Annotated in this window: 16 protein-coding genes and 1 tRNA gene; 9 read left to right on the plus strand and 8 right to left on the minus strand. The window is 67.6% G+C overall.

Features of this window, described 5'->3' with window-relative positions; all coding sequences use genetic code 11:
- Positions 1 to 10 precede the first annotated feature (10 nt).
- From purB to AB0I19_RS15355, 3 genes are all read right to left on the minus strand, one after another.
- Positions 11 to 1,432: an adenylosuccinate lyase gene (gene purB / locus AB0I19_RS15345; protein ID WP_181698723.1), complete on the minus strand. Its 1,422-nt coding sequence runs from the start codon at positions 1,430 to 1,432 to the stop codon at positions 11 to 13.
- A 6-nt stretch (positions 1,433 to 1,438) separates the two neighbouring features.
- Positions 1,439 to 2,092: a TetR family transcriptional regulator gene (locus AB0I19_RS15350; RefSeq protein ID WP_067492301.1), complete on the minus strand. Its 654-nt coding sequence runs from the start codon at positions 2,090 to 2,092 to the stop codon at positions 1,439 to 1,441.
- Positions 2,093 to 2,204: 112 nt separating this feature from the next.
- Complete coding sequence (locus AB0I19_RS15355) at positions 2,205 to 3,380, minus strand: pyridoxal phosphate-dependent aminotransferase (protein WP_357148951.1); 1,176 nt, start codon at positions 3,378 to 3,380, stop codon at positions 2,205 to 2,207.
- Between the two features lie 126 nt (positions 3,381 to 3,506).
- On the opposite strand from AB0I19_RS15355, the gene AB0I19_RS15360 reads away from it, so the two are divergent.
- Positions 3,507 to 4,598 (plus strand): M23 family metallopeptidase, encoded by a 1,092-nt coding sequence (locus tag AB0I19_RS15360; RefSeq protein ID WP_357148953.1) that lies wholly within the window; start codon positions 3,507 to 3,509, stop codon positions 4,596 to 4,598.
- Between the two features lie 4 nt (positions 4,599 to 4,602).
- Here AB0I19_RS15360 and purD read toward each other — a convergent pair whose 3' ends face one another.
- Positions 4,603 to 5,877 carry a phosphoribosylamine--glycine ligase gene (purD, locus tag AB0I19_RS15365; RefSeq protein WP_357148956.1) on the minus strand — a complete coding sequence of 425 codons (1,275 nt, stop codon included), beginning with the start codon at positions 5,875 to 5,877 and terminating at the stop codon, positions 4,603 to 4,605.
- 157 nt (positions 5,878 to 6,034) lie between these two features.
- Between purD and AB0I19_RS15370 the strand changes: the two genes are divergently transcribed.
- From AB0I19_RS15370 to AB0I19_RS15395, 6 genes are all read left to right on the plus strand, one after another.
- The gene (locus tag AB0I19_RS15370) at positions 6,035 to 6,394 is read left to right on the plus strand and encodes a PH domain-containing protein (RefSeq protein WP_067492299.1); all 360 of its coding nucleotides are present in this window, start codon (positions 6,035 to 6,037) and stop codon (positions 6,392 to 6,394) included.
- A gap of 14 nt (positions 6,395 to 6,408) precedes the next feature.
- Positions 6,409 to 6,834 (plus strand): HIT family protein, encoded by a 426-nt coding sequence (locus tag AB0I19_RS15375; RefSeq protein ID WP_067640747.1) that lies wholly within the window; start codon positions 6,409 to 6,411, stop codon positions 6,832 to 6,834.
- Between the two features lie 245 nt (positions 6,835 to 7,079).
- Entirely contained in the window at positions 7,080 to 7,601 is a 522-nt protein-coding gene (locus AB0I19_RS15380) for a DUF3558 domain-containing protein (RefSeq protein WP_357148959.1), read from the plus strand.
- A gap of 29 nt (positions 7,602 to 7,630) precedes the next feature.
- Positions 7,631 to 8,017, plus strand: a complete 387-nt coding sequence (locus AB0I19_RS15385; protein ID WP_357148962.1) for a hypothetical protein — start codon at positions 7,631 to 7,633, stop codon at positions 8,015 to 8,017.
- A gap of 32 nt (positions 8,018 to 8,049) precedes the next feature.
- Entirely contained in the window at positions 8,050 to 9,375 is a 1,326-nt protein-coding gene (locus AB0I19_RS15390; protein ID WP_357148965.1) for a hypothetical protein, read from the plus strand.
- The gene (locus AB0I19_RS15395; protein ID WP_357148968.1) at positions 9,372 to 10,127 is read left to right on the plus strand and encodes an ESX secretion-associated protein EspG; all 756 of its coding nucleotides are present in this window, start codon (positions 9,372 to 9,374) and stop codon (positions 10,125 to 10,127) included. The genes AB0I19_RS15390 and AB0I19_RS15395 overlap by 4 nt, the downstream gene beginning before the upstream one ends.
- Positions 10,128 to 10,137: 10 nt before the next feature.
- Here AB0I19_RS15395 and AB0I19_RS15400 read toward each other — a convergent pair whose 3' ends face one another.
- From AB0I19_RS15400 to AB0I19_RS15415, 4 genes are all read right to left on the minus strand, one after another.
- Complete coding sequence (locus tag AB0I19_RS15400; protein WP_067492293.1) at positions 10,138 to 10,887, minus strand: SDR family oxidoreductase; 750 nt, start codon at positions 10,885 to 10,887, stop codon at positions 10,138 to 10,140.
- Between the two features lie 135 nt (positions 10,888 to 11,022).
- Positions 11,023 to 11,094 (minus strand) — tRNA-Thr (locus tag AB0I19_RS15405).
- Between the two features lie 117 nt (positions 11,095 to 11,211).
- Positions 11,212 to 11,448 (minus strand): MbtH family protein, encoded by a 237-nt coding sequence (locus tag AB0I19_RS15410; RefSeq protein ID WP_022565839.1) that lies wholly within the window; start codon positions 11,446 to 11,448, stop codon positions 11,212 to 11,214.
- 105 nt (positions 11,449 to 11,553) lie between these two features.
- Complete coding sequence (locus AB0I19_RS15415; protein ID WP_067640735.1) at positions 11,554 to 12,387, minus strand: alpha/beta hydrolase; 834 nt, start codon at positions 12,385 to 12,387, stop codon at positions 11,554 to 11,556.
- A 106-nt stretch (positions 12,388 to 12,493) separates the two neighbouring features.
- Between AB0I19_RS15415 and AB0I19_RS15420 the strand changes: the two genes are divergently transcribed.
- Both AB0I19_RS15420 and AB0I19_RS15425 read left to right on the plus strand, forming a co-directional pair.
- Positions 12,494 to 12,652: a hypothetical protein gene (locus AB0I19_RS15420; RefSeq protein WP_166655756.1), complete on the plus strand. Its 159-nt coding sequence runs from the start codon at positions 12,494 to 12,496 to the stop codon at positions 12,650 to 12,652.
- 63 nt (positions 12,653 to 12,715) lie between these two features.
- A complete protein-coding gene (locus AB0I19_RS15425; protein ID WP_357149388.1) occupies positions 12,716 to 14,242 on the plus strand; it encodes a trehalose-6-phosphate synthase in 1,527 nt (508 codons plus the stop codon).
- Positions 14,243 to 14,245 lie beyond the last annotated feature (3 nt).

The raw sequence follows: 14,245 nt of genomic DNA on the forward strand, positions 1-14,245 counted from the left end.
GCGCACGGCTCTACAGAATCGGCGAGGGCGTGTACCGCGCGGCCTCCGGGTTGGCCTCGACCAGCTTCTGCACCTGGGCGATCACTTCGGACACCTGGTCGGTGGCCGCACCGATGAACGCGGACTTGTCAGCCAGCGCGGCGTCGAGGGCGGCGCGGTCGAGCGGCATCCGGTCGTCGGCGGCGAGCCGGTCGAGCAGATCGGGTTCGCGACCCTGCTCACGCATGGCCAGGGCGACGGCGACCGCATGCTCCTTGATGACCTCGTGCGCGGTCTCACGGCCGACACCGGCCCGCACCGCCGCCATCAGGATCCGGGTGGTCGCCAGGAACGGCAGGTACCGGTCGAGCTCGCGGGAGACCACCGCCGGGTAGGCGCCGAACTCGGCGAGCACGGTCAGGAACGTCTCCATCTGCCCGTCGATGGCGAAGAAGGCATCGGGCAGCGCGACGCGACGCACCACCGAGCAGAACACGTCGCCCTCGTTCCACTGCGCGCCGGCCAGCTCCGCGGCCATCGAGCCGTAACCGCGCAGCACCACCTGCAGACCGTTCACCCGCTCGCAGGACCGGGTGTTCATCTTGTGCGGCATGGCCGACGAACCGACCTGACCCGGCTGGAACCCTTCGGTGACCAGCTCGTGACCCGCCATCAGACGGATCGTGTGCGCGAACGACGACGGCCCGGCACCCAGCTGCACCAGCGCCGAGAGCACGTCGTGGTCGAGCGAGCGCGGGTACACCTGGCCCACGCTGGTGAAGACGTTCTTGAAACCGAGGTGGGTGGCCACCTGCTGCTCGAGGGCGGCGAGCTTGCCCGCGTCACCGTCGAGCAGGTCGAGCATGTCCTGGGCGGTGCCCATCGGGCCCTTGATGCCGCGCAGCGGGTAGCGGTCGATCAGTTCGCGCAGCCGGGTGAGCGCGACGAGCACCTCGTCGGCGGCGGAGGCGAAACGCTTGCCGAGGGTGGTGGCCTGCGCGGCGACATTGTGCGAGCGGCCGGCCATCACCAGCGCCTGATACTCGGCGGCCCGCTCACCGAGTCGCGCGGCGATGGCGACACCGTGGTCGTAGACGTGCTCGAGCGAGAGCCGGATCTGCAGCTGCTCCACGTTCTCGGTGAGGTCGCGGCTGGTCATGCCCTTGTGCACGTGCTCGTGCCCGGCCAGCGCGTTGAACTCCTCGATGCGGGCCTTCACATCGTGGCGGGTGACCCGCTCGCGCTCGGCGATCGAGGCCAAGTCCACGTGATCGATGACCCGCTCGTAGTCCTCGACCACCCCTGCGGGAACGTCGATCCCGAGCTGCGACTGGGCGCGCAGCACCTCGAGCCACAGCTTGCGCTCGAGCACGATCTTGTTCTCGGGCGACCAGAGCGCGACGAGCTCCGGGCTGGCGTATCGGGTGGCGAGGACATTCGGGACGAGGCTCACGAGCACTCAGTCTAGTTGCCTGACCCGTTCGCCCTGCTGGGGCATCATGTTGGGCACCACGGGCGGGGCCACGATGTCGATCATCTCGAGCAATCCGGCTCGGGCGGGGCGGCGCGGCTCGGGGTGTCCCTCGATCAGCGCGGCGACGACGGCACCGTCGACGACGGCGACGAGTCTGCGTAACTGCTCGGGGCGCACCACCCGGTCGGAGCGGCGCAGCACGTCGGCGAGCAGGTCTTCGAGCTGGGTGCGTAGTCGCAGCTGGACCTCGCGCAGCTCGGGGTGCCGCGCGGAGGCGACCGACCGCTCGTAGCGGGCGATCAGTTGGCCACGGGCGTCGAGATCGCTGTCGTCTGGGCCGACCAGCAGGTCGAGCACCAGGTCGACGGTCGCCTCGGTGCCGCGGCGGCGGTGGCTCACATCGCCGACGCGGCGGCGCATCGCGTCGAGCTCACGGGCGCCGCTGAACTCGACGGCGCTGGCGATCAGATCTTCCAGTGAGGCGAAGTAGTAGGTGGTGGACGCGAGGGGAAGATCGGCTCTCGAGGCCACCGAACGATGTCGCACGGCGTCGAAGCCGCCTTCGAGCAACAGTTCAGCCGCCGCCGCCACCAGAGCCTGGCGACGTCGTTCGCCTTTCGGAGTCGTCGCGGTGGTCACCGTGCCATCGTGCCAGTCATCATCAGTTCAACCGTGCGCAATCGTCATCGGGGAAACGCTGGGAATTCGGGATATCTGAGTTTTACCGTATCCCGGCACCGATGTGTTCGTACTAGGGAAAGTTGTTGTGGGACATCACCGTTGACAACCGGTCCAGCGCTGCGGAAATGTCGTTTGTGGCGCCTGCGAAGGAAAAGCGAATCGTGCGAAGACCGCGCTCGGTATCGAAGTCCAGACCCGGGGCCACTGCCACTCCGGTTTCGGCGAGAACCCGCGCGCACCACTCCAGTGAATTACTGGTCAAATGACCGATATCCGCGTAGGCGTAGAAGGCGCCGTCGGCGGGCGCCAGATCGGTGATGCCGAGGGCGGGCAAACCCTCGAGCAGCAGCGCCCGATTGGTCGCGTACCGGCGCACGTGTCCGTCGAGTTCGTCCTTGGCCTCGGGCCCGAAGGCGTGCACCGCCGCGTACTGCGAGATCGCGGGCGGGCACACGGTCATGTTCGACGCCAGCCGCTGCAACGCGGGACGCAGGTGCGCGGGCGCGAGCATCCAGCCCAGCCGCCACCCGGTCATCGAGAAGTACTTCGACACCGACCCGATCACCACCGCGTCGCGGGAGAACTCCCACGCCGAGGACGTCGGCGTACTCGCGCTCGCGTAGGTGATGCCGTGGTAGATCTCGTCGGAGATCAGCAGCGTGCCGTGCGTTTCACACCAGCGGGCGATGGCGGCCAGTTCCGTCGGGTCGATCATGGTCCCGGTCGGATTCGCCGGGCTCGCCAGCACCAGCCCCGCGGGCGGTTCGGGTAGCGCCTCGAGCATCGCCACGGTCGGCTGGAAGCGGGTCTGCGGGCCGCAGTCCAGCTCCACGACGCGGCAACCGAGGGCGGTGAGGGTGTTGCGGTAGGCCGGGTAGCCCGGCCGGGCGACCACGACGGTGTCGCCCACGTCGAAGGCGGCGAGGAAGATCAGCGTGAACGCGCCCGACGATCCGGTGGTCACCACCACCTCGTCGGGGTGCACGTCGTAGCCGTAGGTCTCGCTGTGATGGCCCGCGATGGCCTCGCGCAGCGGCAGGATCCCGAACGTCTCGGTGTAGCCGAGCAGCTCGTGGTCGATCGCTGCACGTGTCGCCCGCAACACCGGTGCGGGCGCCTGCGTCGACGGCTGCCCCGCCGCGAGTACCAGCACGTCACCGTGCGACCTGGCGCGTTCGGCGGCCGCCTTCCACACGTCCATCACGTAGAAGGGAGGAATGGTCGACCGTAGCGATTCTGTGGACACCCGAGAGACGGTAGATCACCCGATCGCGCGCCTGCACAGATATGGTCGGCACAATGGCTCCGACAGCGAATACGCAGGCACCGACGCCACCGGCAGTGGGGCGCCGGGCAGGGTCGTGGGGGCGGTATGAGGCGGACTGAGGTGCACGGACTCGCGTCGGGTGAGGTGCGAGAGCCCGACCGCGACACCGCACCTGTCGACGACACACCGAACAGGTCGGGCACCTCACGTCCGCGTCGTTCGAATGTCAACGGCCTTGTCCTGCGCGCCAATTGGCGCGAGCACCTGCCTGCGCAGGTTCCGGTGCGGGATCGGGTGGCGGCGTGGGTCGGCAAGTATCCCGCACTCGGGGAGATCGCGGCCGACCTGCGGCGCGGTGACGTTCGGAAAGTGTTCTGGGAGCGGCCTTCTCGGCAGGCGACGGAACTGTGGTCGCGCAGGCCGAGCAGCGAGCGGGTGCGTGCGGTGCTCGTCGAGCGGCGCGTGCTCATCGCGGGCGTCGCGGTGGTCGCGGTGCTCGTGGCTTCGGACGGGCAGTTCAGTGGGCTCGTCGACCGGCCGCTCGCACCGGGTGAGGCCCAGCGGGTCGCCATCGCCTATCCCCCGCAGATCCCGCCCAACCCGCAGTCGGTGCGCCGCCTGCTCGTCGCCATCGACAACGGTGAGAAGCGCCGCGAGGCCGCGGTGGTCGCCGCGGCGGCCCGCGCCACCCTGGAACGCGCCAAAGCCGAGGCGGCGGCCGCGTCGTCGGGCCAATGGCAGGACTGGATGGGTGAGCGTGCCCCCGTGGTGCCCGGCGTCTTGGTGCCCGGTGCGAGCACGCCGTCGACCGGCGGTTTCAGCTTGCCCGCCAAGGGCCTGTTCACCTCAGGATTCGGCTCACGCTGGGGCACCATGCACCGCGGCATCGACATCGCGGGACCCATCGGCAGCCCCATCTACGCCGTGGCCGACGGCACCGTCGTCGAGGCGGGCCCCGCCCAGGGTTTCGGCCTGTGGGTCCGTATCCGCCACGACGACGGAACCATCAGCATCTACGGCCACATGTACGACTTCTTCGTCTCCCCGGGCGAACGCGTCCCCGCGGGTATGCAGATCGCCCGCATCGGCAACCGGGGCGACTCCACCGGCCCCCACCTGCACTTCGAGATCGTCCAGAACGGCCAGCACGTGGACCCGCAGGCCTGGCTGGCCCGTCACGGGCTCAGCCTGACCTGACCGTTTACTGCTTCCGTTCCGGGACAACGACTTCCGTGGCGCCGATGTCGGTGCGGAAGTGGCTGCCGGGGAGCTTGATCTTGGCGAGGCGGGCGTAGGCGCGTTCGCGGGCCTCGGCCAGGTCCTCGCCGATGCCGACGACATTGAGGACGCGGCCACCCGCGGAGACCAGCGCCTTGTCCTCGCGCAGGGCCGTGCCCGCGTGCAGGACGAGGGTGTCACCGTCGAGGGCGCCTTCCTCGGCGCCGGTGATCACATCGCCGGTGCGCGGACGGGCGGGGTAGTTCTCCGCGGCGAGCACGACCGTGATGGCCGAACCGTCCTTCCAGCGCGGCGGTTCGACCTCGGCGAGGCGACCGGTGGCGGTGGCGTGCAGCAGCTCGGCGAACGGGCTGTCGAGCAGCGCGAGCACCGCTTGGGTCTCGGGATCACCGAAGCGACAATTGAATTCGACGACGGCGGGACCGTTGGTGCCGATCGCCAGACCGGCGTACAGCAGGCCGGAGAAACCGCTGCCGCGCCGAACCAGTTCGGCCGCAACGGGCTTCACGACATCGTCGACGATCTCGGTGAGCGTCTCGGCGGGCAGCCACGGCAGCGGGGTGTAGGCGCCCATGCCGCCGGTGTTGGGGCCCGCGTCGCCGTCACCCACGCGCTTGTGGTCCTGCGCGGGCAGCAGCGGCACCACGGTCTCGCCGTCGACCAGGCAGAACAGCGAAACCTCCGGCCCGTCGAGGAACGACTCCAGCAGCACCGGATGACCCTGCTCGAGCAGCTCGGCACCGTGATCGCGGGCGGCCCGGCGATCGGCGGTCACCACAACACCCTTGCCCGCGGCCAGGCCGTCGTCCTTGACCACCCAGGTGGGGCCGAAACGGTCGAGCGCGGCATCCAGGTCGGCCGGGTTGTCGACGATCTCGCTGTGCGCCGTCCGCACACCGGCCGCCGCCATCACATCCTTGGCGAACGCCTTGGATCCTTCGATCCGCGCCGCGTCGGCCGACGGGCCGAACACGGGGATCCCGGCCGCGCGCACCGCGTCGGCCACACCGAGCACCAGCGGCACCTCGGGCCCGATCACCACCAGGTCGGCGGCGACCTCACCGGCCAGCGCGGTCACGTCCTCGGCGGAGCAGGGATCGACCGGTCGCAGCTCGGCCTGCTGGCCGATACCGGGATTGCCCGGGGCGGCGATCACCGCCGTCACCGACGGATCCCGGCGCAGCGCCAGGACGAGGGCATGTTCACGGGCTCCGGAACCGATGACGAGTACGCGCACCGCCACAGATTAGTCGCGCCGCCGCGCGTCCACTCGCGACCCCCTGATCCCGACATCTGCCCGTCCACCACAGTTCACCCTGGCCGGATCGGGTCGGCTTGGGCCACAATGGATCCAACAGCGGAAGCGGGGGACGAACGTGGGTTTGCTCGACGGCATGATGGGCAACGCGGGTCGCATCGACCCCGCCGCCGCCCAGCAGGAATACGCCAAACTGTTCGGCCAGGGCGAGCAGGTCTACGCCGCCTACCTGCTGGTCCGCGACGCGATGCTGTTCACCAACCGCCGCCTCATCATGATCGACAAACAGGGCGTCACCGGCCGCAAGGTGAGCTACCACAGCATCCCGTACCGCTCGATCACCCACTTCGCCGTCGAAACAGCTGGCACCTTCGACCTCGACGCCGAGCTCTACATCTGGCTCAGCGGCAGCCACGAACCCGTGAAGCAGCGATTCAACCGCCAGGTCGACATCTACGAGGTACAGGGCATCCTGTCCCACTACGTCGCGATCTAACTAGGCTCGCCTGCATGGCATCCGTTTTCAGCGCGATCATCGCAGGTCAGATCCCCGGCCGGTTCGTCTGGGAGGACGACGAATTCGTCGCCTTCCTCACTATCGCCCCCGTCACCCAGGGCCACACCCTCGTGGTGCCCCGCGCCGAGATCGACCAGTGGCAAGACATCGACCCCGACGTGATGGCCCGCCTGATGGCCGTCGCCCAGAAGATCGGCCAGGCTGTCCGCACCGCCTTCGAGGCCCCGCGCGCAGGCCTCCTCATCGCCGGCCTCGAGGTCCCCCACCTGCACACCCACGTCTTCCCCGCCTACTCCATGGGCGACTTCGACATCTCCGGAGCCGACAACTCCCCCACCCCCGAATCCCTCGACGAAGCCCAGTCCAAAATCAAAGCCGCCCTCCGCGACCTGGGCTACGGAGCCAACGTCCCCGCCTGATCGCGATCGGTGCCCGCGTCCACGCGCGGGCACCGCCACGGCGATAACTCGGTCGCCGCCGATATGGACACCGTGGATACGGTGGGCGAGCGGCTTTACCTCGCCCGGCCCAGCCGCAACGCTCGCGGGCCGCGGGAGGCTGACAGCGTCGGCCCGTCAACTCGAGGGGTCGGTCAGCAATGGAACCGGAATGGGTCGGCGCGCGTCTAAAGAGAGCGAGTGGTTCTGTGCGAAGAGGAGAGACGATGCGACTGGTGGGGATCGCCGTGGGGGTGGGCGTTGCGCTCGTGCTCTCCGGGTGTGGGCAGAGTGTGGACGGGCAGCCGGAGGTGAGTGGGGCTCCGTTGACGAAGGAGCAGTTGTTCGATCCTTGTGGGGTGCCTGAGAGTGCGTTGATCGCCGCGGGACTCGACCCGGCGTCGAAGGACACCAACCTTTTCTCGGTCCCGCGGGCGGAGTGGAAGGGCTGCGCGTGGCGGGGCGGCGATCACTTCATCTCGTTCATGTCCACCGTCTACACCATCGAAGAGATTCGCGCTAACGATCGCTACCACGACTTCAAAGATGTCACGATAGGTGACCGAAAAGCCCTGCGATTCACAATCGGCGACGAAGCAGTTCCGGTCGAGTGCGAAATTGCCGTGGAAACGCAGCAGGGTCGCGCGCTCATCAACGCCACAAAGTTTGTCGACAGTAAGTCGACTATCGACCCATGTGTCCTTGCCGAGGATGCTGCCCCACACTTCATCGAGTACGTCCCGCAGTAGACGCCCTCTGCCGAAAGGAGCCGACTGCCATGACTAACGCTGCCGCACAAGAATTTCAGCGACTGGCTGGTGAAGCCGCCGGCGGGCGCTTGATAATCGAATCCGACGCTGCTGAGCGTTGCGCGAAGTGGTGCGAAGACTACATCACCGACCTGCGGACACTCTCCCTGCGTACCCGAAGGATGGTCGACGCCGACTCGTTCGGCGACCTCAATTCCGCAGGTACCCTCGCGAAGAAATTTGCCGACCTCGCGGAGGGCGGGCCGGGAAGCGGATCATACTTGGATGCGGTAACCCAACACATCGAGATCCTGACCCAAATGGCCGATATGTACCGCAAAGCCGGTGCCGCATTCAAGAACTGCGACGAAGCCTCTCAACTGGCGATCAGGCAGCAGACCAACAAGCTCGACTGACTACTGGGGGAACCATGCCGTTCGTAGCTTTTATGACCGGACTGTCGAATCTGCGCGCGGCCACGGATCGTGTCGGCTCACTGTTCGATTCCGATATCGCGCCTGCGCAGTCCGAACTGGACGCGCAGGCCGACGGAAACAAGGAGCGGAACCGCATCTACGGTGAGAACCAGGCCCTGGCCTCGGGTTTCTCCGGTGAGTACACCCAGCAGGTCGTGCCGCCGGTGATGGAATCTTTCACCGACATGTCGCATGCCCGCATCATGCAGTTCGTCGAGTCGATCGACATCGGCCAGATGAGCACAAGCATTCAAGGCTGGACCCAGCTCGCCAATGACACGACAGCCAAAGCAACCGCCTTCCACGACAACATCAGCAAGGAGATGGAGCGTGGATGGGCCGGTAGCGCTGCCACGCAGGCGCTGGCCAGCACCAAGGCGTATCTCGCGGATATCCACAAGGTCGATCAGGCCGCCAAGCTGATCGCCAACAAGATGGACGAGGCGCGGTCGGGTTTTCAGCAGGTGAAGTACTCGGTGCCACACGAGTCCGACGACCAGGGCGACAGCAAATTGGGGATTCTGGTGTCGGTTCTCTCGCCCGCCACCGGGAAGGTCATCGATAGCGCAAGCGCCGGACGGGCGGAAGCCGCGCAGGCCGCCGCCCGTGAAGTCATGCAAACCGTCTACCAGCCGGTTGCCCAGCAGTCCGACACCCAGGTCCCTAAGGTGCCGGGACCGTCCAAACCGCAGCAGGACAACCCGGGGAACGGCGATCCCGGCGACGGCCCCGGCAGCGGAAACACCAACGGCGACAACAACAACACCGGCGGAACCCCGGGGACGAACCCGGCCGACACGACCACCGAGCCGGAAGATCCGACAACGACCGAGCCGGGCGACGACGAGGACAGTGGCGACGATTCCTCATCGTCGACGGAGGAACCCGCCGCCACGACACCCGAGGACACCACCCCGGCCTCCACCCCGGCGACCAACCCAGCCGCCACAACGCCCGCAGGCACCACCCCGAACGGCCTGGGCTCAGGTGGTGGCGCAGGTGCGGGTGCGGGTGCGGGCAGCGGAAGTCCGAGCGTTCCCGGCGCGGGCAGCTCCCTCCCCGGCGCAGGCGGTGCCGCCCCCGGCGCAGGCGCAGGCCAGAAGCTCGCCGCGTCCGCAGGCGGGTCGGCGGGCCGGACGGGGATGCCCGGCATGGGCGGCATGGGCGCACCGGGCGCGCGCGGCGGCAAGGACGACGAGAACGAACACGGCGCTCCCGACTATCTGCGCGGCGTACACGAGGAACTGCTCGGTCCGGACCGGGCGCATGTCCCACCGGTCATCGGTGGCGACGCATGACCGACAACTGGGAACTCACCCAGTTCGAATTCTGGGTCGCCTGGGAAACTCTCGGCCGCGACCGCATGCCGTGGCCACTGACCTTCACCGCGGGTGTGGAAACCCAGGCCGAGTTCGACCGTGAATGCCGGATCGCCGCCGACTCCCTCATCGCCAAGATCGGCGACGACGAGTCGCTGTACCACGCCCTGCACGCCTTGGCGCATCCGGAGATCCGCATCGAATTGTTCGGTCACCGTTTCGACGGCCGGACCCGCATGGTCCGAGCGTGTGCGACAACCGAGTCAACCATCGGCACCGTCGCGGCTCAACTCCCCGGCCCCGAATACGGCCAGGGCGCCAACATCCTCATCTACCTGCGCCCCGCCCACGCCGTGACCCAGCGACTGATCTCCATCCTGCCGACGGTTCCGCCGGGCACAAGCCAGGGTTTCGACCTGCACCGCGACGAATTCACCACTACCCCAGACCCTTACGCGACCCGTCGTACTCCGGCCGAACATGCCCTGACCTTTCTCAAACGCCCGTTCCGCACCTACGCCGAATTCCGCGTGGACAAGGGCCCCGCCCTGGACGGCTGGCAAGAGGGTGGCACAACACTCCAGGTCATCGACTACACCGACGACGGCCGCTATCTCCTTCGAGACGCGACCCGAGTCTCAGCCCACCCCCTGACCTCCGACCGCTTGAACAACGAGCTCCGAAACCTCATCGCCCGAGCGGCCGCCGATCAAAACCAGTCGGCTTGGTAGGCAGACTCTTTCACTGCGCGGTGTAGCCGCCGTCGACGAGGTGATAGCTGCCGGTGATGAAACTGGCGGCGTCGCTGGCGAGGAACAGGACCAGGTTGGCGACCTCGTCCGGCGTACCGAGGCGGCCGATCGGATGCTTGTCTTCCAGGAACTTGGTGGTTTCGGGATCGTCGGCCAGGAGCGGGGTGCGGATGTAGCCGGGTCCGACGGCGTTCACGCGGACATTCTGCCGCGCGTATTCGAGCGCACCGTTCTTCGTGAGACCGAGCAGCGCGTGCTTGGCGGTGACATATCCGGCGTATTCGGGATTTCCGACGCTGGCGAGGATCGAGGCCATATTCACGATCGCCCCGCCACCGTTCGCCGCGAGCACCGGCAATTGCTCGCGCATTCCGTAGAACACGGAATCGAGATTCACCGCCATCACCTTGCGCCACCCCTCGATCGAATAATCACCGATCGCGTTGCGTTCCCCCGTGATCCCCGCATTGTTCACAGCGATCCCCAACGGCAACATCTCCTGCGCCGCCGCCACACTCCTTGCCACGTCCCCCGGATCAGCCGCATCCCCGGCCAAAGCCACCGCAGTCCCCCCATTGACCACGATCTCGTCGGCAACCTCCCGCGCCGCCCCCTCGTTCAGATCGAACACCACCACCGACGCGCCGTTCCCCGCCAGCCCGAGCGCCACCGCCCGCCCGATCCCCGACCCCGCCCCACTCACCACAGCCGACCGATGTCCCACCTCGTAAACAGCCACGCCGATCCTCCATCCCGTTGCTACCGCACCGATGAATCAGGACGAACTCGCCATTTCACAGTAGACAGACGATCGGCCTGTCGAGCGATACCGCACGAAAAAGCCCTGACCCGAACTTCGGGTCAGGGCTGAGAGAGCCCCCTGTCAGGATTGAACTGACGACCTTCGCTTTACAAGAGCGGTGCTCTACCACTGAGCTAAGGAGGCGGGTCCCCGGAGGGCAGCGACCATCATAGCCGGACACGTCCGCCGCGTGACACCGAGTTCGGTGTCACGCGGGGACGCCCAGCGAGCGGTCCCGGCGCAGTATTCGGAAGGTACCGGTCAGGACTGGGCGCGGGCGGCGTCGTCGGCGGCCATGGCGTCGCGCAGGCTCTTGGGACGCATGTCGGTCCAGTTCTTCTCGACGTACTCGACGCACGCGGCCCGGCTTTCTTCGCCGAACACGACACGCCAACCCGCCGGGACCTCCGCGAACGCGGGCCACAGGGAGTGCTGCTCTTCGTCGTTGACCAGAACGAAGAAGCGGCCGTCCTCGTCGTCGAAGGGGTTGGTGCTCATTTCACCTCACTGGATACTGGCGCTGTGTACGGGATCGCTGAGGCCGGCAAGCCCCGAGCGTTGTGTCGACCCTAGCAAGCCATACGTTACGCGTAGGCGGTTACCTCAGCTCGCGAAGAAATCGAGCAGGATCTTGTTCACGGCCTCGGGCCGTTCGAGGTAGCCGAAATGACCCGCGTCGGGGATTTCCTGGTAGCGGGCGCCGGGGATGGCCTCGGCGACCTCGCGCGACAGGTACGGGGGGATCATCCGGTCGTCGGCGAAACCGATCGCCAGACAGGGCACGGTGATCGCGCGGTAGGCGGCCACGCGGTCGAAGTCGTGGTCCATGGCGCGCTGGGCGCGGATGCCCGCGGTGGCCGGTCCGCCGGTGAATTCGAACAGGTCGAGCCAGTCACGGGCGGCGTTGCGGTCGGCCATGGTGGCGGGCGACAGGTTCATCACCGCGGTGACGGCCGCCTCGAATTTGGCGGGCAGCTGCACGCCCGAGGCGTCGAGGTCCTGCTCACCGGCCGACAGGGTCTTCTGGAACTGGTCGAGACGGCCGTGACCGGCCATGAACACGGCCTTGCGCACGAGATCGGGGCGGGCAAGGGCCAGTTCCTGGGCCACCCGCGCACCCATCGACGTGCCGGCGACCAGCGCGGGGCCCTCGTCGAGGAGTTCGATGAGCGCGGCGGTGTCGGCGACCAGCTCCTCGATGCGCATACCGCCTGCGGCCTCGTAGGACGGCGCGATGCCGCGGTTGTCGAAGGTGCAGACCCGGTATCCGGCCGCGACCAGCGCGGGTACCTGGTGCAGCTCCCAGACGCGGCCGGGCGAACCGGTTCCCATGATCAACACCACCAGCGGACCGCCGCCCTTGACGTCGGTGCCCTTGGTACGGTCGCCCTTGACCTGATAGTTCAGTGCGATGCCGTTCACCGTGGCCAGTGGCATGGGGAAACCTTTCGGTCGGGTTGACGAACCAATCCACGGTAACCGGCGCCCGATACTATTGACTACTCGCACGAAGAGCGTTGGAAAACCGGGAGGACGAACCACTATGGCCGCGAAGAGCACCGCCAACGACATCGCCGACGACGAGCTCGAGCCGCTGGCCGACGAGACCGCTCGCCAGGCGCAGCGCGTGGTCGCGGCATATGCCGAGGACGCCGACGAGTGCCGCATGCTGCTGTCGATGCTCGGCATCGGCCCCAGCTGAGCAACCACCTACTACAACCTCAAAACGGCACCCTGCGACGCAAAGGATGCGTGAGTGGACCAGATGATCGATGAACAGTCCAACGACCGTCCGTCCGGAGAACCCGTGGCACCCTCGGGTGCGGGATCGGGATTCGTCGTCGTCGCCAACCGGCTCCCGGTCGACCTCGAGAAACTGCCCGACGGCACCACCCGGTGGAAGCGCAGCCCCGGCGGTCTGGTGACCGCGCTGGAACCCGTACTGCGCAGCAACAAGGGCGCCTGGGTCGGCTGGGCCGGGGTGCCCGATGTCGACGTCGAGCCGATCATCGAGGACGGGCTCGAGCTGTATCCGGTGCCGCTGTCCTCGCAGGAGGTGGAGGACTACTACGAGGGGTTCTCCAACGGCACCCTGTGGCCGCTGTACCACGACGTGATCGTGCGGCCCGTGTACGACCGGGCCTGGTGGGCGGCCTATGTGGAGGTCAACCGGCGCTTCGCCGAGGAGACCGCGAAGGTGGCCGCCGAGGGCGCGACGGTCTGGGTGCAGGACTACCAGCTGCAGCTGGTGCCGAAGATGCTTCGCATGTTGCGCCCGGATCTGACGATCGGGTTCTTCCTGCACATCCCGTTCCCGCCGGTCGAGCTGTTCATGCAGATGCCGTGGCGCACCGAGATCGTCGAGGGCCTGCTCGGCGCCGACCTGATCGGTTTCCATCTACCCGGTGGCGCGCAGAACTTCCTCTACCTGGCCCGCAGGCTGGCCGGTCAACCCACCTCGCGCGGCACCATCGGGGTGCGGTCGAAGCTGGGCGTGGTCCAGGTCGGTTTCCGCACGGTGCGCGTCGGCGCGTTCCCGATCTCGATCGATTCCGCCGAACTCGACGAGCACTCACGACGCCGATCGGTGCGTGAGCGCGCGGCCAAGATCCGCGCCGAACTGGGCAACCCGAAGAACATCATGCTCGGGGTCGACCGCCTCGACTACACCAAGGGCATCGACATCCGCCTCAATGCCCTCCAGGAGCTCCTGGAGGAGGGTCGCGTCGACCCGGCCGAGACAGTGATGGTGCAGCTGGCCACGCCGTCGCGTGAGCGCGTACAGAGCTACATCAAGATGCGCGGCGATATCGAACGTCAGGTGGGCCGGATCAACGGCGAATTCGCCCGCGTCGGCTACCCGGTGGTGCACTACCTGCACCGGCCGATCCCCCGCGACGAGCTGATCGCCTTCTTCGTGGCCGCCGACGCCATGCTCGTCACCCCGCTGCGTGACGGCATGAACCTGGTCGCCAAGGAGTACGTGGCCTGCCACAGCGACCTCAACGGCGCCCTGGTCCTCAGCGAATTCACCGGTGCGGCAGCCGAGTTGCGGCAGTCCTACCTGTGCAACCCGCACGACCTGGACAGCGTGAAGGACGCGATCGTCGGCGCCCTCGACGACGACCGCGACACCAAACGCCGCCGCATGCGCTCCATGCGCCGCCAGGTCCTCACCCACGACGTGGACCGCTGGGCCCGCGCCTTCCTCGACGCGCTGTCCCAGGGCAGTGTGGCCGGCTCCGCGCTGCTCAGCGAGGACGACGACAACTACCCCGACACCAGCCGTTAGGAC

Origin of the sequence: Nocardia sp. NPDC050413 (assembly GCF_040655475.1) — a bacterium.
Classification (GTDB): Bacteria; Actinomycetota; Actinomycetes; order Mycobacteriales; family Mycobacteriaceae; genus Nocardia; species Nocardia coubleae.

Coding starts and splice junctions, on each gene's coding strand:
- AB0I19_RS15360 (WP_357148953.1), top strand. CDS start 3,507: ATGAGGCGGACTGAGGTGCACGGACTCGCGTCGGGTGAGGTGCGAGAG.
- AB0I19_RS15370 (WP_067492299.1), top strand. CDS start 6,035: ATGATGGGCAACGCGGGTCGCATCGACCCCGCCGCCGCCCAGCAGGAA.
- AB0I19_RS15375 (WP_067640747.1), top strand. CDS start 6,409: ATGGCATCCGTTTTCAGCGCGATCATCGCAGGTCAGATCCCCGGCCGG.
- AB0I19_RS15380 (WP_357148959.1), top strand. CDS start 7,080: ATGCGACTGGTGGGGATCGCCGTGGGGGTGGGCGTTGCGCTCGTGCTC.
- AB0I19_RS15385 (WP_357148962.1), top strand. CDS start 7,631: ATGACTAACGCTGCCGCACAAGAATTTCAGCGACTGGCTGGTGAAGCC.
- AB0I19_RS15390 (WP_357148965.1), top strand. CDS start 8,050: ATGACCGGACTGTCGAATCTGCGCGCGGCCACGGATCGTGTCGGCTCA.
- AB0I19_RS15395 (WP_357148968.1), top strand. CDS start 9,372: ATGACCGACAACTGGGAACTCACCCAGTTCGAATTCTGGGTCGCCTGG.
- AB0I19_RS15410 (WP_022565839.1), bottom strand. CDS start 11,448: ATGAGCACCAACCCCTTCGACGACGAGGACGGCCGCTTCTTCGTTCTG.
- AB0I19_RS15415 (WP_067640735.1), bottom strand. CDS start 12,387: ATGCCACTGGCCACGGTGAACGGCATCGCACTGAACTATCAGGTCAAG.
- AB0I19_RS15420 (WP_166655756.1), top strand. CDS start 12,494: ATGGCCGCGAAGAGCACCGCCAACGACATCGCCGACGACGAGCTCGAG.
- AB0I19_RS15425 (WP_357149388.1), top strand. CDS start 12,716: ATGATCGATGAACAGTCCAACGACCGTCCGTCCGGAGAACCCGTGGCA.